Below are 16,041 nucleotides of genomic sequence, written 5' to 3' on the forward strand. Positions count from 1 at the left end.
CGATCAACGGCTAGTCTCCCTCCGCGCACGGGGCGCGACGGGGAGGGCGGGGGACATGGCCGACGAGGTGGCGGGATCGAAGAGAGCCCTGAACACAGGGGTTCAGGCGGTCGCGGCGGTGGTGCTGGTCGCGGGTGTCACGGGAGGGGTATGGGGGCTGTCGGGGATCGTCCCGGACGACGACGGCACCGGTCGGCCGGCCACCTGCGCCGGCGAGCACGGCACCCCGGCGGCGAAGCGCGTCTCCGGTGCGCAGCTGTGCCGGGCGCTGAACCGCTCGGACCTGCCGGTCCTCCTCGGGACACCCGACGAGCACGCGCGGACGGCCGACGGTGACGACAACTGGATCACCCTCGACGGCGGCACCAGGATCGCCAGCCCGGAAGCGGTGGTCACGCTGGAGACGTACTGCGTGAAGCTGTCGGCTTCCGAGGACCGGTTCTCCGTCTCCCAGGGCCTCGATCTGCTGCCGAAGGCCGAGCCGAGGCAGATCCTGGGCCACCCGGCGGTCCTCTCCTCGGACCGGACGGCCGCCTCCGGCTCCGGCGGGACCGGGAGCGGCACCGCCCGCGGCCTGCTGGTCGCCAAGGACCCCGAGGGAGGCGGCGGTTCGTTCGAGATCACCGTCTGGCGCCAGGACCGCGCGGCACCCGACGACGCGGCGTTGTTCCGCGTCGCCGAGCTGGTGCTGCCGACCGTCCCGGGCTGGAGGAGCGGCTGAACCCCCGCCGCCGGGCGGCCCCGGGACCGACGGCGGGTACGGCGCGGACCCGAAGCCCCGGGCCGCGCCTCACGCCTCCTGCGGGCTGCCCATGATCCTGGCGAACGTCGCCGGATCGGTGTCGTAGCCGCGGAGGCCCGCGTGGAACGTCCATTCCCCGGAGTGGTCGCGCGCGAACTCCCCGATGGTCGCGGCCGTCGAGCCCCGGACGTCCCCGAAGTCGCCCTGCGTCAGGACCGTGTAGCCCTCACGCAGACGGAAGGCGGGGTTGAGGACATCGGCGAAGGTCCGCGCCCCCGTGCGCTGCTGGATGAGGACACCGACGACCACGCGCGCGTAACGGCTGTTCAGGCGCTCGAGTTCGAGGGTCATGACCTCGTCCCAGCCGAAGCCCTTCCCGTCCTTGCTGTCGCGGTTCAGATAGATGGTGCCGTCCGGGGAACGGCTGCCGAAATGCACCACGTAGTCCGGATCCCCGTGCGGCGCGGACGCCAGATACGTCGCCGCGACGATGTCGAGGTCGGTAGCGGACTCCCCCGTTGGGCTGGGGTCCCACTTGACCGCCAACTCGGCCTTGCGGATCCCCTTGTTGAGACCGTTCACCGGATGTCCCCTCCCCGTTCCTCACCAGTCACCGGGCCAACTCCCCTGAGAGTAGGGCCGGTTGTCCATCGTGCCATGTGCGCCGGGGTGCGCGCCCGAATCGACTCCGCCGGAGCGTGACCGGCGCCACGTTCCGGGGCCGTACGATGGCGCGGTGCTGGTCAAGTGGATTCGCTGCACCGTGGTCGACCGCCGCGGTTTCGAACGGGGGCAGCGGAAGTGGGCGGGGCTTCTGGGGGAGCCGGGATTCCGGGGACAGGGGGGAGGATGGAGTGTGGGGCGGTCCGGCGTCGCGCACGTCTTCTCGTTCTGGGAGAGCCGCGCCTTCTACGACTCCTTCATGGCCCGGTCCCATGACCGGCTCGCCGCCTCGCAGTCGGGCACGTTCAAGGACATGCAGGCCAAGCTGTTCGACTACCGCTTCGACGTGAAGACGGGCTTCGAGCCGCGCTTCACGGACTCCGACGTGGTCCGGGTCGCGCACTGCCGTGTCCACGAGGACCGCGCGGAGCACTTCGCCCTCATGCAGGAGAAGGTCTGGAACCCCGCGATGGCCGGTTCGCCCGGCATGATCCGGGGCATGTTCGGCGAGGCGCCCGGCAGCGAGTTCCTGGTCCTGTCCATGTGGCAGTCGGCCGCCGAGCACGGCAAGTACCGCGCCGAGCGGGTGGAGAGGCTGGCGCTGCGCGCCCAGCTGGAGGCCGACATAGCCGCTCTCGCGGGAGACGTCGTGCAACTCGAACCCGGCTGGATCGTCTGACGGAACCCCCCCCGTCGGGCGAACTGATGTGCGGAACGGTGTGGCCTGCGGTACGGGAACGGTGTGACCTGCGCCTTATGTGACCGTACGACCCCTCGAAGAGCGTCGGCACGATCTAGGGTTTTGGCATGGCACGACCACGGCGCATCGTCCTTGTCCGGCACGGCGAGTCGGTGGGCAATGCCGATGACACCGTGTACGAACGCGAGCCCGACCACGCTCTGGCGCTCACGGAGACGGGGTGGCAGCAGGCGGAGGACACCGGCAAGCGGCTGCGCGAGCTCTTCGGAAGGGAGCGCGTAAGCGTTTACGTATCCCCTTACCGCCGGACCCACGAGACCTTCCGGGCCTTCCACCTCGACCCCGGGCTCGTCCGGGTGCGCGAGGAACCGCGACTGCGCGAGCAGGACTGGGGAAACTGGCAGGACCGTGACGACGTACGCCTCCAGAAGGCGTATCGCGACGCGTACGGGCACTTCTTCTACCGGTTCGCGCAGGGCGAGTCCGGTGCCGACGTGTACGACAGGGTCGGCGGCTTCCTGGAGAGCCTGTACCGCAGCTTCGAGGCCCCCGACCATCCGCCGAACGTGCTCCTGGTGACCCACGGGCTGGCCATGCGGCTGTTCTGCATGCGCTGGTTCCACTGGACGGTCGCCGAGTTCGAATCGCTCTCCAACCCGGGGAACGCGGAGGTGAGGATGCTCGTTCTGGGGGAGGACGGCCGATACACCCTCGACCGTCCTTTCGAGCAGTGGCGCGATCCGGAAGTCGTTCGGAGCCACCGGATAGAGTGGCGGGGCGATGATCGCTGACACCTCTCCCGACGGGCGCTTCGAGCGCGCCCTCGCCAGCCTGCGCGGACTCGCGGTGGGAGACGCGCTGGGCTCGCAGTTCTTCGTGCCCGTGAACTACCCGCTGCTCAAGCGCCGGGAGCTGCCGCCCCGTCCCTGGCAGTGGACCGACGACACCGAGATGGCCTGTTCCGTGGTCGCGGTCCTGGCCGCCCACCACCGCGTCGACCAGGACGCGCTGGCTCACTCCTTCGCCGAGCGCCACGACTTCGACCGCGGCTACGGCCCGGCGGTCAACCGGCTGCTGCGGCTGATCCGCGAGGGCGGGGACTGGCGCGAGCTCGCGTCGGCCCTCTTCAAGGGACAGGGCTCCTGGGGCAACGGCGCCGCGATGCGGATCGCCCCCCTGGGCGCCTGGTACGCCGACGACCCGGAGCAGGCGACCCACCAGGCGGAGATCTCCGCCTATCCGACGCACCAGCACCGCGAGGCCGTGGTCGGAGCCATGGCCGTCGCCGCGGCCGCCGCGCTGGCCGCCGACCCGGCGGGCCCGCCGAGCGCCGAGGCCCTGCTGGACGGCGTCATCGCGCTCGTACCGCGCAGCGCCGTGGGGGCCGGGCTCAGACGTGCCCGCGACATGCTCGACTACGGGGACACCGCGACCGTGGCCGCCGTGCTGGGCTGCGGACGGCGTACGTCGGCACACGACACCGTTCCCTTCGCCCTGTGGTCCGCGGCGCGAGCCCTGGGTGACTACGAGGAGGGCTTCTGGGCCACCGCCCAGGTCGGCGGCGACGTGGACACGACCTGCGCCATCGTCGGCGGTGTGATCGCTTCCGGGAAGGCGGGAGCGCCCCCCGCGGCGTGGCTCGAAGCCACCGAGGCGTTGCCGGAATGGCTGCCCGGGCTCTCGACCGGGAGCACCGCGGGCGGCGTGTAGGACGTACGGCGGAGGGGCTCGACTCCGCCGAGCCGGAGACGGGGCGGCCGGGGGCGAGCCGTGCGCGGGCAGGGGGCGGTGCTCGGCCGTCTGCCGGCCTCGGGAGTCCTGCGGTTTCCCGGGGTTCCCGGAACACGTCGGGATGTCGTCGCCGCGCTGCCTCGGTGAGGTGCGCGGAGCGGGGGCGCAAAGGGGGCGTGGAGGGGCGCGCGCAGAGGAGCGCGGGGGCAGTGTCACAGCCCTGCTACAGCCCCACGACGCTGTGGTGAGCCGCTTTACCCGTGGATACCCTGTGCGCCACGCCGTCCGTTGATCATGGCGGGCGTGTGCCGACGAAGCACCGGTCGACGGCCTCTCCGCCCCAGTGGCGCGATCCGGGCTGCCCGGTGACCGGCTGGGAGGGGATCCCTTGTCCGACATACCGTCCACGCCCGAGCCCGCAGACGGGGCATCGGCGCAGCGGAAGAGTCCGGAGGCGAGCGAGGAGAATCCGGGAGCCGGGTCCCGGCTCCCGGGGGCAGGGGAGTCCCGGACCGCGGAGGCGGGAGAGCCCCGGCCCGCGGATTCCACGGGGCCGGACGGGCCCGGGGGCGCGGGTGGGTCCGGAGGCGTGCGAAAGCCCGGGGGAGCGGACGAACCCGGCGGCGAGGACGAGCCCGGAGGGGCGGGCCCGTCCGGGGACGGTGAGGGGACCGGCGTCGGGCGAAGGCCCGGCATGCGGCCCTCGCCCGAGCGGGCGGCCGGTGCCGACGGCGGGGCGCGGCCCCGGCCGCCGCGGGCGAGGACGGGCAAGGCGGACCCGCCGGACGACTTCGACCTGTGGTCGCCGAAACTGTGGGCCACGTCCCCCGCCCCGGTGGGTACGCCCACGCTGTGGGCCGTGCTCGCGACCGGCGTGCTGAGCATGCTGCTCCTCGACGGCGGTCTGGCGGTCAACCTCCTGCTGGTCGCGATCCCCGCAGCGCTCGCCGCGTACTCCGCGGGCCGGGCCGCGGGGCGCCGCACGCGCGCGTGGAGCCTCGCCTGGGGCGTCGGCGCCGTCGGTCTGCTGGCCGTGCCCGCCCTGCGGGACGCGGACTGGCCCTCGTTCCTGGCCGTCGTCGCGGCGATCGGGCTCGGCTCGCTCGCGCTGAACGGGGGCCGCACCTGGCCCGCGGTTCTGCTCGGCCCGGTAGGCGTGGCCAACTCGGTGATCACCGGAATCGCCTGGGGCTGGCGCGGGCTGCGGGAACGATTCGGCGGTGCCCGTCGCGAGGTCGGCGTAGGGCTGCGCGCGTTCGTCGTGAGCGCGGTCCTGCTGCTGGTCTTCGGGGCCCTGTTCGCCGGAGCCGACGCCGCTTTCGCCGATCTGCTCGGCAGCCTGGTACCGGACGTCTCCGTCGCCGATGGACCCTGGCGCGTAGTGCTTCTGGCGGCGGGCCTGGTCGTGGCACTGGCCGTGGCCCACACGGCGGCCGCGCCCGTGCGGCTCGACCGGGTCGTGGTGCGCCCGGGACGCGCGCGGGGCCGCGTCGAGTGGGCCCTCCCGCTGATCGTGCTCACCGTGCTCTTCGCGGCCTTCAACGCGGTCCAGCTCGTCGTCCTCTTCGGCGGTTACGACGCCGTGCTGGAGAAGACCGGTCAGACGTACTCCGAGTACGCGCGCCAGGGCTTCTGGCAGCTGCTGTTCGTCACCCTGCTGACCCTGCTCGTCGTGGTGTTCGCGCTGCGCTGGGCGCCGCGGGACGGCGCCGGCGACCGGAAGCTGGTGCGGGGCGTGCTGGGAACCCTCTGCGCGCTGACGCTCGTTGTCGTGGCATCCGCTGTGCGACGTATGGACATGTACGTGGAGGCCTACGGGCTGACGCGGCTGAGGATCTCGGTGCTGGCCGGAGAGTTGTGGCTGGGGCTGGTCATCGTGCTCATCATGGCGGCGGGTGTGTGGGGCGCCCGCTGGCTGCCCCGCGCCGTCGCGGCCGGTGCGGCGGCCGGCGTCCTCGCGTTCGGGCTGATGTCGCCCGACGGCCTGATCGCCGAGCGGAACGTCCAGCGGTACGAGGACACGGGCGAGTTCGACCTCCTGTACGCTCGCGGCCTGTCGGCCGACGCCGTACCCGCCCTCGACAAGCTCAAGGAGCCGATGCGTTCCTGCGTGCTGAGGTCGATCGCCGATGAACTGGGCCAGGACGACGCACCCTGGTACGCGACCAGTTGGGGCGAGGTCCGGGCCCGGGACGTCCTCCGAGACCACCCGCCCGCCGCGTCCGTCGACGAGGGGGTGTGCGCCTCGCTGACGGAGGTCCCCGAGTACCGCTGACGCCCGCTGCGCCGCTGGTACCCGCTTTCGGCGCTTCGGCGGAGTCCGGTACGAGCGTCACCGGCTCCGTTCCGTGGAGTCCGGCATGGGCGTCACAGGCTCCGCTCCGTGGAGGGCCGGACCGTGGTCGCCACGGGTCTTTCCGACCCGGACCGTGATCCGTCCCTCCGCGGCTCCGCTCTCAGCCCGCGACCGGTCCCGCCGTACCGGCGAGGGCGTCCAGATCGCTCTTGCGGACCTTGATCACCAGCGTGGCGGTGATCAGGGCGAGCAGGGCCATGCCCACCGCCGGCACGAAGGCGGTCGAAATGCCGTGGGCGAGCACGTCATGGCCCCAGGGGGCGGGCAGCTGGTGGGTCTTGGCGAAGGCCGCCTTCTGTTCGGCCGAGCCGTCCGCCAGGAACTTCGGCATCTGCTTCTGGGCCTCGTCGCGGCTGGCCGAGCCGAAGACCGTGGTGAGGATGGAGAGACCGAGCGAACCGCCCACCTGCTGCGTGACGTTGAGCAGGCCGGAGGCCGCACCCGCCTCGTGCTGGGCGACACCGGAGACGGCCGTCACCGTCAGCGTCACGAAGTTCAGGCCCATGCCGAAGCCGAACAGCAGCATCGGGCCGAGGACTCCGCTCGCGTACGAGTCGTCGGGACCGATGAAGGTCAGCCAGCCGAGCCCGAGGGCGACGAGCGACGAGCCGGTGACCATGAACGGCTTCGGTCCGAGCACCGGCAGGAAGCGCTGCGAAAGACCCGCGCCGACGGCGATCGCGACCGTCACCGGCAGGAAGGCCACACCGGCCGAGATCGGGGTGTACCCCAGCACGTTCTGCACGAAGAGCACGATGTAGAAGAACATGCCGAACATCGCGGCGGCGAGGCTCAGCATGATCAGGTACGTGCCCGAACGGTTGCGGTCGGCGAACATCCTCAGCGGGGTGATGGGTTCCCTCGCCCGCGTCTCGATGATCCCGAAGGCCAGCAGCAGGGCCGCGGCGGCGCCGAAGGACCCGATCGTGAGGCTGTCCCGCCAGCCGTTCTCCGCCGCGCTGATGAACCCGTAGACCAGGGACGCCATGCCGGCCGTCGAGGTGAGCGCGCCCGTGATGTCGAAGCGTCCCGGGTGGCGCTGGGACTCGTTGATGTACATCGGCGCGAGAACGGCGATCAGGATGCCGATGGGCACGTTGACGAAGAGGACCCACCGCCAGTCGAGCCACTCCGTGAGCATGCCTCCGGCGAGCAGGCCGATGGCGCCGCCGCCGGCCGAGACCGTCGCGAAGACGGCGAATGCCCGGTTCCGCTCCGGACCCTCGGGGAACGTCGTCGTGATCAGGGCCAGGGAGGTCGGCGAGGCGATCGCGCCACCCACGCCCTGCAGGGCCCGCGCCGCCAGCAACTGCCAGGGTTCCTGGGCGAGTCCGCCGAGCAGCGAGGCGAAGGTGAACAGCAGGATCCCGGTCATGAAGACCCGGCGCCGGCCGAGGATGTCACCGGCCCGTGCGCCGAGAAGCAGCAGGCCGCCGAAGGTGAGGGTGTACGAACTGACCACCCATGTCAGGTCTGTCGTCGTGAAGTCGAGGGCGTCTTGAATGTGCGGGAGCGCGATGTTCACAATCGTCGCGTCGAGTACCACCATGAGTTGGCAGGCCGCGATGACGGTGAGCGCGATACCGGGATGTCCCTCCCGGCGGGCCGCACCCGACTTGCTGTCCTTGATTAACTGAGAGGTTGTCACTGTGCTTCCCCCACAAGTGTTTTAGTGAACGCGAACGTTCACTGTCGCGTCAACGGTAGTGAGTCCCCGTCAGTGAACGCAAGCGTTCACTGAAGTCGCTGCCCGGTGACGCCGTCCTGGCCACCCGCCGGGACGAAAATCCGAACCTCCCCGAATACCGCTCCCCTGTGCGACGGAGACACACTGATGGTTACTTCGCGTTGGACGGCAGCCCCCGCTCAGGCGCCCCCCTCGCGCCGACGCGGCGCCGTGCTCGAACGCGCGATCCTGGAGGCCGCGCTGGAGCAGCTCGGCACGGTCGGCTGGAACGGCCTCACCATGGAGGGTGTGGCCGCCGGCGCGCAGACCGGCAAGGCCGCCGTCTACCGTCGCTGGCCCTCGAAGGTGGACCTCGTCGTGGACGCGCTCCAGGCCGGACTGCCGGACCTGACCCGGGCTCCCGACCTCGGCGGCGTACGGGAGGACTTGTTGGAGGTGTGCCGGCGGGTGCGCGATGCGATGTTCTCGCCGCAGGGAATCGCGCTTCGCTCGGTACTTCACGAATGTGACGCGAGGCAGGCCGAACGCTTCAATCAGGTCATCCGCGGCCGGGTCGTGGAACCCACCCTGCGGCTGCTCCGCGAGGTCGTCCATCGCGGTATCGAGCGGGGCGAGGTCCGCCCCGACGCCGCGAACTCCTACGTCTTCGACGCCGTCCCGGCGATGATGATGTACCGCGCCAAGGTGTGCGGAAGTGAATGGAGTGATCTGGATCTCCAGGAGATGATCGACCAGATGATGGTCCCGCTGCTGTGCGTACATGTCGGTCGACCGGCCTGAGTGAACCGGTCGAGGGAGGTCGGCCTGGGCGAACCGGCCGGCCGGGGCGAGTGGGCCGGCCGGAGCGCGTCGGTCGCCCGGGCTTCGAGGTCAGGTCGGACGGCCCGAGCGGGTCGGTCGGCCGGTGCGTTCCGGGCGGTTTCACCGGTGCAGGGGAACGGTTTCCGGCGCCCTGGGGACCTGAGTGTCGCGCAGGGTTCCGGGCGGCGTAGTCTGAGGTCGCCATGCCGTACGAACCCCCCACTCATACCGTCGAGCGCTCCCTCCGCGCCACGACCGGAGCGAAGGTCATCGCCGGTGTCGACGAGGTGGGGCGCGGTGCCTGGGCCGGCCCTGTCACCGTCTGCGCCGCGGTCACCGGACTGCGCCACCCGCCCGAAGGGCTCACCGACTCCAAGCTCCTGACCCTCAAGCGCCGGACAGCGCTCGCCGTGGAGTTGGAGAAATGGGTGACGGCGTACGCCCTCGGGCACGCCTCCCCGGAGGAGATCGACCGCCTGGGCATGACGGCCGCGCTGCGCCTCGCCGCCGTACGCGCCCTGGAAGCCTTGCCGGTCCGTCCCGACGCGGTCATCCTCGACGGGAAGCACGACTATCTCGGCGCTCCCTGGAAGGTCCGTACGGTGATCAAGGGCGACCAGTCCTGCATCGCCGTCGCGGCGGCCTCGGTGATCGCCAAGGTGCGGCGCGACAAAATGATGGCCGAACTGGGTATCGACCATGCAGACTTCGGCTTTGCGGCCAACGCCGGGTACCCGTCGCCGGTCCACAAAGCCGCGCTGGAGGAGCGGGGCCCCACCCCGTACCACCGGCTGTCGTGGGCGTATCTTGATGCGCTGCCCCAGTGGCGGCACCTCAAGAAGACCCGCAGCTTGACGGACGGAAACGTTCCGGAGATCGAGGGCCAGCTCGGCTTCGACTTCTGACGACTCCGTTCGCACTCATGTGCCACCCGCCGGGGCGAGTCGCACCGGCGTTTGATAGATATCAGCTCATGCCTCTCATTCCCGAGGAGCCTCAGATTCACGAGAGTGCCCAGGGTCCCCGCGTCACTCCGGCCAGTGGCCGCACCGCGCCGACCCCTCGCCCTGTACCCGGTCCCCGTCCCGCGGCCCCGCCGCGTCCCGGCCGTCCGGGTCCTGTCCGGCCGATGCCGGCGCAACGCACCCCGCGCGAGCAGGCCGTGCCCGCGCCGGGGCCGTCCGCCAAGCCGGCCGCGCCCGCGGCCGTCACCCCGCAGATCCAGCTCGTCCCGGCCTCGGCCGACGGTGCGCTGGACGCCGCGGAAGAAGCCGTCGACCTGCTGCTGGAGTCCGGCCGCGCTCCCGGTGAGGTGCTGGTGATCACCACCGGCGAACCGCACCCGTGGGCCGCTCACGAGCTCTCCTTCGGTGAGGCCGCCTACTGGGCGCAGCACGACGCGGGCGACGACGTCTTCTACGCCGACGCCGCCGTCGTGCGCCGTGCCGCTTCCCGCCCCGTGGTCGTGGTCGCGGTCAACGGTGGTTCCGGCGACGTCGCCGCGACCGCCCTGCCCCTGGCCCTCGGCCGGGCCGGCGCCCTGCTGATCGTCTGCGGCGACCCGCAGCAGATCAACTCGGTCCTGGCCGCAGGCGTCTGAGCACGTTCCGGACCCGGTCCGGAACGTGCCCGGCGGGACGCTGAGGGTGCCGCCACGGCGGCACCTGTACGGCGGTCCTTTCGGCGTACCCGCACGCAGACGCTCGGCCTGCCTGCCGCTCGTTCGGGCGGTGCGGGGCGCCCGTGCGTCGTGCCCGCTCCGCATTCGGGACCTTCCGGCCCCGGGGGTGTTGCGGAGTGGGGACCGACCACCCTCCAGGTGCGCTCTCCCGGCTCACTCGCCGCGTCGACCTACGTGTGCTGCCCCGGTATGCGGGCGTTTCGCGGTGTGCCCCTGCTTGTCAGGTATGCGCCCTCCTGGGCGCGGGGTCTTCGGCCTGAGCCCTCTCGGGCGGCCGAGGGCGGGCGTGCTCCGGACTTCCGGATCGGAGCCGCGCCGCCGCCGGGCGTGGGCGGGCTCCGACTCCGAGCCGCAGTGTTGCGGTATCGCGGAGAGGGCGCGACCCGGTTCCGAGCCGCGCCGTCGTCGAACGCCGGCGGACTCTGGATTCGAGTCCACCGTCGGCGGGCGAGGTGTGCCTCGGAAGCGAGTCGCATCGTCGCCGAGCGCGGGTGCGTCCCGGATTCGAGCCGTGCGTACCTGACGTGCCTGCGTACGAGCGGTAAGCCTTTGCTGGTCGCCTGGCCGGGCATGTGCGGCCCGCCCTCCCCGAGGCGGGCCCCTGCCTGCGCGAGCCCGCCTCTCAGCGGGCGGCCGCCCGGCGCATCACCTCGGACGCGACGCCTCCGGTTCGGGCCAGGGGCGGCAGCACCTCGCCCACGTAGAACTCCGGCGCGGACTCGGAGTTCGGGCGGCGTCCACCGCGGCCCTCGCCGAGTACCTGCCAGCCGTCACGTGTCAGCGTGATGTACGCGCCGCACCGCAGTCCGTGGAGCGTGCAGGCGTCGCGCAGTCCCCACATCCAGGCCCCGTCCTCCTCCGTCCAGCGTGCGTCGCCCTCCCGGCAGTACAGCAGGACGGCGGTGCGCGCCGGGGCGCGGCGCCGCAGGTCGTGCGGTATGACCCGGCGGAGCTGCGCGAGCAGGGCGTTGCGGAACATCCAGCCGTCGGCGGGTGCCGAACGCCGGGTGAAGGAGGCGCTCGCCATCAGCCGTTCGTCATGGTCGAGCACCGCGACGACCGCGGTCGAGGGTCTGGGCCGGTGCCGGGCGTGAAGGCCGCTGACGACCTCACGGGGATCGCGCAGAAGCGGAATTCCGGCCGAGGCCCATTCGGCAGGTTCCAGCATGCGGGTCAGTGGGTTGGTGGAAGCGGCGGACAGGTCGGGAGACGTCGACAAGGTTGCCGCCGAGGACGGAGCGAATCCGAAGGTCACGGTCCTCCCTTCGGCTACGTGCCCGGACAGCGGGCGGGGTCGGACTTGGGGGAATGGCACGCCGCAGCAGAGCCCTGCCGGACCACGGGCAAACGGTGCGGGGAGCGGACCTCAATTCTTCCTGTCGAACTGGGTTGCGGCAACGAGCAATTGATGTCACCGACCGTTTTCGGGTGATTAGTGTTCTATATACCTGCCCGATGTTTCGAATGGCGACACGCGAGTCACGCCTGTACGGCGAGGACCAGCGGCAACACTGCCTGAGCACCCGCTTTGCGAAGCATCCGAGACGCCACCGCCAGCGTCCAGCCCGTGTCCGTGGCATCGTCCACCAGCAGTACCGGACCCTCCGTTTCTCTCAGGACGTCGGCCAGCCGCGGCGGCACCGCCAGGGCCCCGTCCAGCGCTTTCAGTCGCTGGGCGCTGTTGCTCCGGGAGATCTGGGCCGTCTCGCCGACGTACTCCACGGACCCCAGCAGCGGCAGTCGGCCGACCTCCGCGATCCGCGCGCCGAGCGAGTGGATCAGCTGTGGCCGCGAGCGCGAGGCGATGGTCACCACACCGACCGGGCGCGGCTGTGCGTCGGGCTGCCCGGAGGCCCAGCCGCCGGGTCCCTTCGCCCAGTCGGCCAGGACACCGACCACGGCCTGGGCGACATCGTCCGGGACGGGCCCGTCCGGGGCCTGCGGGGCGAGCATCGGCCGCAGCCGGTTGCCCCAGCCGATGTCCGAGAGCCGTCCCAGGGCACGCCCCGGAGCGGCCTGCTCTCCGGCAGGGATACGGCCCTTCAGGTCGACGCCGATCGCGGCCAGCCCGGTCGGCCACATCTTCCGGGGCTCGACCTCGACACCCGCGCGGTCCAGCTCGCCGTTCGCCGCGTCCAGCGCGGCGGCGGACACGGACTCCTGGAACCGTCCGCCGGCGCAGCTGTCGCAGCGCCCGCACGGTGCGGCGCCCTCGTCGTCCAGCTGTCGCCGGAGGAACTCCATGCGGCAGCCGGTCGCCGACACGTAGTCCCGCATCGCCTGCTGCTCCGCCGCCCGCTGCTTGGCGACCCAGGCATAGCGCTCGGAGTCGTACGTCCAGGGCATGCCCGTGGAGATCCAGCCACCCTTGACCCGGTGCACGGCCCCGTCCACGTCGAGCACCTTGAGCATGGTCTCCAGACGGGATCTGCGCAGCTCGACCAGCGGCTCCAGCGCGGGCAGGGAGAGCGGGCGCTCGGCGCGGGCCAGCACGTCCAGAGTGCGCCGCACCTGCTCCTCCGGGGGGAAGGCGATCGAGGCGAAGTACTCCCAGATCGCCTGGTCCTCCTTGCCCGGCAGGAGGAGCACCTCCGCGTGCTCCACACCACGGCCCGCGCGTCCCACCTGCTGGTAGTAGGCGATCGGGGAGGAGGGGGAGCCCAGGTGCACCACGAAGCCCAGGTCGGGCTTGTCGAAGCCCATGCCCAGCGCCGACGTGGCGACCAGCGCCTTGACGCGGTTGGCGAGCAGGTCCTCCTCGGCCTGCTGGCGGTCGGCGTTCTCGGTCTTCCCGGTGTACGACGCCACGGTGTGCCCGCTCTGGCGCAGGAACGCGGTGACCTCCTCGGCCGCGGCCACGGTCAGTGTGTAGATGATCCCCGAGCCCGGCAGGTCGTTCAGATGCTCGGCGAGCCAGGCCATCCGGTGCGCGGCGTCCGGCAGCCGCAGCACGCCGAGGCTCAGGCTCTCCCGGTCCAGGGGGCCGCGCAGCACCAGCGCGTCGGTGCTCACGCCGGTGCCGAGCTGCTCGGCGACATCGGCCGTCACGCGCGCGTTGGCCGTCGCGGTGGTGGCCAGCACCGGGGTGTCGGGCGGGAGGTCGGCGAGCATGGTGCGCAGGCGGCGGTAGTCCGGCCGGAAGTCGTGGCCCCAGTCGGAGATGCAGTGCGCCTCGTCGACCACCAGCAGGCCGGTGGCCGCGGCCAGCTTGGGCAGTACCTGGTCGCGGAAGTCGGGATTGTTCAGCCTTTCCGGACTCACCAGGAGGACGTCGACCTCGCCCGCCGCCACCTCGGCCTGGATGGTCTCCCACTCCTCCGTGTTGGAGGAGTTGATCGTCCGCGCGCGGATTCCGGCGCGGGCCGCCGCCTCCACCTGGTTGCGCATCAGCGCGAGAAGCGGCGAGACGATCACCGTGGGACCGGCACCCAGGTCGCGCAGCAGCGCGGTCGCGACGAAGTACACCGCGGACTTGCCCCAGCCGGTGCGCTGCACGACCAGCGCTCTGCGCTTGTCGGCCACCAGCGCCTCGATGGCGCGCCACTGGTCCTCGCGCAGCCGCGCTTCGCCCGCCCGCGCACCGACCAGGCGGGCCAGGACGGCGTCGGCCGTGGCCCGGAGTTCTTCGCGGGCGGCGTCAGGGGCGTTGTCGGGGACTGTGGGTCGCGGGTCTTCGTTGGTCATGGCTCCATGCAACCGGATGGGTCCGACAAAGCGCGAACGAGCCGTCGAGCTGTGGACAACTTTTGTCGTGATCGCGATGAGAGTTATCCACAAGCGGAACCGGAATCTTGTGATCCGCGAGATGGTCACCGCATGACGAATCACGACGAATCGACCGGCTCGTCCGGCGACAGGAACATCGGCGACAAGAACATCAGCGCGGTCGGTGGACGAGGCTGGAACCCCGGGCGCGACCGATCCGGCGGCGATGACGATCGGATCGGCCGGAGCGGACCGGACGGACGCGGCGGCGAGGGGCGGGACGGTCTGGACGCGCGGTCCGGCGAGGGGCGCCTTGACGGCCGGTCCGCCGACGGACGGGACGCTCCGGCCGGGCGGACCGGACGCGAGGGCGGGGTCCGGCCGGTCCCGCCGACCGTCCCGGAGGTCCACGGCGGTGCGGTCGTTCCCGGCGGGCTGTGCCATGGAGGCGGCGCGGACCGTGCCCGCGACGACCATCACGCGGGCGGTGTGAGTCTCCCGGGCGGAGAGCATCAGGTGACCCTCCGTACCCCGGCCGAGCTGGCCGACGCCCTGCCCTATCTCCTCGGGTACCGCCCGGACGACAGCATCGTGCTGGTCGCCCTGCACGACCGGGAGCGGCGGGGCCGGTTCGGCGGCCGGGCCCGACTCGGCATCCCGGCCCACGAGGAGGACTGGCCGTCCGCCTCGGACCAGCTCGCCCAGGGACTGGTGAAGGGGAGCGAGCGTCGAGGCGCCCGCCCCGAGAGCATGGTGGCGTACCTGTGCCAGGAACCCGGGAGCGGTGAATCGGGGCGGGACGTGATGGAGCGCTTGCGCCCGCTCGCCCAGCTGCTGCGGACTGCCTGCGGACGTCTCGACGTTCCGGTGATCGAGGCTCTCTGTATCTCCGACGGCCGCTTCTGGACGTACACCTGCCCGGGACGGGGATGCTGCCCGGCCGAAGGCACGCCGATGGGGCTGCCGGGCACATCCGTCCTCGCCGCCGCCGCGACGTACGCGGGTCTTCAGGTGCGCGGATCACTGAAGGACCTGACGGCCAGGTTCCTTCCCTGGGAGTCCACCGCCGCGCTGGGCCAGGAGGTGGCGCTCGACACGGCCAGCATGGCCCTCGTCCCGAGGATCCTGGCGGACGACAGTCGAGCCGAGGTGGCCGAGGAGACCCTCGCGCTGGCAGGGAGGATCAAGGACCGGTTCGCTGCCGCCTTTCCCGTGTCGGGCACGCGCCCGGCGGACCTGCGCGACGACGGACTCCTGGAGAACGACGAGGCCGCCACGCTGATCCTCGGCCTGCAGGACCGCACGACCCGTGACCGTGCCGCACAGTGGATGGAGGGTGACGAGGCGGCCCCGGCGCTGCGCCTGTGGCGGGCGTTGGCCCGCCGCTGTGTCGGCCCCTACCGCGAGCACGCCGCGGCACCCCTCACCCTCGCGGGATGGGTCGCCTGGTCCATGGGCGACGAGCTGGAGGCACGGGAAGCACTCGCGATGGCGCTCGGCGCCGATCCCGACTATCTGTTCGCCCGTCTTCTCCACCAGGCGTGCAATGAGGGGCTGGATCCGGAATCCGTCCGGCGCTGTCTGCGCGCGGAGCGCACGGACGGCGACCCGGCCGACGCGGAACGGCCCGTCGGCTCCGGTACGCCGCTGCCCGCGGCCGGTCCGGCGACGCCCGGTTCCCCTGCGCCGGGCACCCCGCCCCCGACGTCTGCCGCTCGCCGTCGCAGGCTCCGTCCGACCGGGACCGGCGGCAGCCGGCCGGGGCGGCGGGGTTCCGGGCCCTCGAACACCCAGGGGCGCCGCCCGGCGGGCGGCGCCTCACCGGCGGGGAGCCGACCACGACGTTCAGCGGACCGGGCCGAGGTCCGGCAGCGCGGGCGGGTCGACAGTGCGCGGCACGGTGCCGGGGAGGACGCATGAGCGGCTGGGGCACGGCACGACAGGAGAGGTCCGGTACGAAGACCGGTCGGCCCGC

13 protein-coding genes are annotated in these 16,041 nt (G+C 72.0%); 9 read left to right on the forward strand and 4 right to left on the reverse strand.

All coding sequences use genetic code 11. The features are described 5' to 3' along the window. Positions 1-55 precede the first annotated feature (55 nt). Positions 56-721: a DUF6215 domain-containing protein gene (locus tag ACFW6B_RS08225; protein WP_386593291.1), complete on the forward strand. Its 666-nt coding sequence runs from the start codon at positions 56-58 to the stop codon at positions 719-721. A 69-nt stretch (positions 722-790) separates the two neighbouring features. On the opposite strand, the gene ACFW6B_RS08230 is transcribed toward ACFW6B_RS08225, so the two are convergent. Beyond that, on the reverse strand, positions 791-1,324 hold the full coding sequence (locus ACFW6B_RS08230; protein ID WP_386593293.1) for a TerD family protein: 534 nt from the start codon (positions 1,322-1,324) through the stop codon (positions 791-793). Between the two features lie 154 nt (positions 1,325-1,478). On the opposite strand from ACFW6B_RS08230, the gene ACFW6B_RS08235 reads away from it, so the two are divergent. From ACFW6B_RS08235 to ACFW6B_RS08250, 4 genes are all read left to right on the forward strand, one after another. After that, the gene (locus ACFW6B_RS08235) at positions 1,479-2,084 is read left to right on the forward strand and encodes a YdbC family protein (protein WP_386593295.1); all 606 of its coding nucleotides are present in this window, start codon (positions 1,479-1,481) and stop codon (positions 2,082-2,084) included. A gap of 128 nt (positions 2,085-2,212) precedes the next feature. Then, a complete protein-coding gene (locus ACFW6B_RS08240) occupies positions 2,213-2,896 on the forward strand; it encodes a histidine phosphatase family protein (protein WP_386593297.1) in 684 nt (227 codons plus the stop codon). Further along, complete coding sequence (locus tag ACFW6B_RS08245; RefSeq protein WP_386593299.1) at positions 2,886-3,815, forward strand: ADP-ribosylglycohydrolase family protein; 930 nt, start codon at positions 2,886-2,888, stop codon at positions 3,813-3,815. The genes ACFW6B_RS08240 and ACFW6B_RS08245 overlap by 11 nt, the downstream gene beginning before the upstream one ends. A 610-nt stretch (positions 3,816-4,425) precedes the next feature. Further along, positions 4,426-6,111, forward strand: coding sequence for a DUF4153 domain-containing protein (locus ACFW6B_RS08250; protein ID WP_386593301.1), 1,686 nt, complete (start codon positions 4,426-4,428; stop codon positions 6,109-6,111). Positions 6,112-6,292: 181 nt separating this feature from the next. On the opposite strand, the gene ACFW6B_RS08255 is transcribed toward ACFW6B_RS08250, so the two are convergent. Next, positions 6,293-7,840, reverse strand: coding sequence for an MFS transporter (locus ACFW6B_RS08255; RefSeq protein ID WP_386593303.1), 1,548 nt, complete (start codon positions 7,838-7,840; stop codon positions 6,293-6,295). 186 nt (positions 7,841-8,026) lie between these two features. Between ACFW6B_RS08255 and ACFW6B_RS08260 the strand changes: the two genes are divergently transcribed. The 3 genes from ACFW6B_RS08260 to ACFW6B_RS08270 all read left to right on the forward strand — a co-directional run bounded on the left by ACFW6B_RS08260 (position 8,027) and on the right by ACFW6B_RS08270 (position 10,280). Then, on the forward strand, positions 8,027-8,659 hold the full coding sequence (locus ACFW6B_RS08260) for a TetR/AcrR family transcriptional regulator (RefSeq protein WP_386593305.1): 633 nt from the start codon (positions 8,027-8,029) through the stop codon (positions 8,657-8,659). 224 nt (positions 8,660-8,883) lie between these two features. Then, a complete protein-coding gene (locus ACFW6B_RS08265) occupies positions 8,884-9,585 on the forward strand; it encodes a ribonuclease HII (protein ID WP_386593307.1) in 702 nt (233 codons plus the stop codon). 68 nt (positions 9,586-9,653) lie between these two features. Next, positions 9,654-10,280, forward strand: coding sequence for a hypothetical protein (locus ACFW6B_RS08270; RefSeq protein ID WP_386593309.1), 627 nt, complete (start codon positions 9,654-9,656; stop codon positions 10,278-10,280). 703 nt (positions 10,281-10,983) lie between these two features. Here ACFW6B_RS08270 and ACFW6B_RS08275 read toward each other — a convergent pair. Then, entirely contained in the window at positions 10,984-11,616 is a 633-nt protein-coding gene (locus ACFW6B_RS08275; protein ID WP_386593311.1) for a hypothetical protein, read from the reverse strand. Between the two features lie 224 nt (positions 11,617-11,840). Further along, complete coding sequence (locus ACFW6B_RS08280; RefSeq protein WP_386593313.1) at positions 11,841-14,045, reverse strand: RecQ family ATP-dependent DNA helicase; 2,205 nt, start codon at positions 14,043-14,045, stop codon at positions 11,841-11,843. Between the two features lie 132 nt (positions 14,046-14,177). Here ACFW6B_RS08280 and ACFW6B_RS08285 point away from each other — a divergent pair, with 132 nt between their 5' ends. Continuing rightward, positions 14,178-15,986 (forward strand): DUF4192 family protein, encoded by a 1,809-nt coding sequence (locus ACFW6B_RS08285; protein ID WP_386593315.1) that lies wholly within the window; start codon positions 14,178-14,180, stop codon positions 15,984-15,986. Positions 15,987-16,041 lie beyond the last annotated feature (55 nt).

The sequence above is a fragment of the Streptomyces sp. NPDC058751 genome, assembly GCF_042746485.1.
Classification (GTDB): Bacteria; Actinomycetota; Actinomycetes; order Streptomycetales; family Streptomycetaceae; genus Streptomyces.

Bases quoted from the DNA above. Each gene is read 5' to 3' on its own strand.
- ACFW6B_RS08285 (WP_386593315.1), top strand. From the start codon at position 14,178: ATGACGAATCACGACGAATCGACCGGCTCGTCCGGCGACAGGAACATC.
- ACFW6B_RS08265 (WP_386593307.1), top strand. From the start codon at position 8,884: ATGCCGTACGAACCCCCCACTCATACCGTCGAGCGCTCCCTCCGCGCC.
- ACFW6B_RS08260 (WP_386593305.1), top strand. From the start codon at position 8,027: ATGGTTACTTCGCGTTGGACGGCAGCCCCCGCTCAGGCGCCCCCCTCG.
- ACFW6B_RS08245 (WP_386593299.1), top strand. From the start codon at position 2,886: ATGATCGCTGACACCTCTCCCGACGGGCGCTTCGAGCGCGCCCTCGCC.
- ACFW6B_RS08280 (WP_386593313.1), bottom strand. From the start codon at position 14,045: ATGACCAACGAAGACCCGCGACCCACAGTCCCCGACAACGCCCCTGAC.
- ACFW6B_RS08225 (WP_386593291.1), top strand. From the start codon at position 56: ATGGCCGACGAGGTGGCGGGATCGAAGAGAGCCCTGAACACAGGGGTT.
- ACFW6B_RS08240 (WP_386593297.1), top strand. From the start codon at position 2,213: ATGGCACGACCACGGCGCATCGTCCTTGTCCGGCACGGCGAGTCGGTG.
- ACFW6B_RS08270 (WP_386593309.1), top strand. From the start codon at position 9,654: ATGCCTCTCATTCCCGAGGAGCCTCAGATTCACGAGAGTGCCCAGGGT.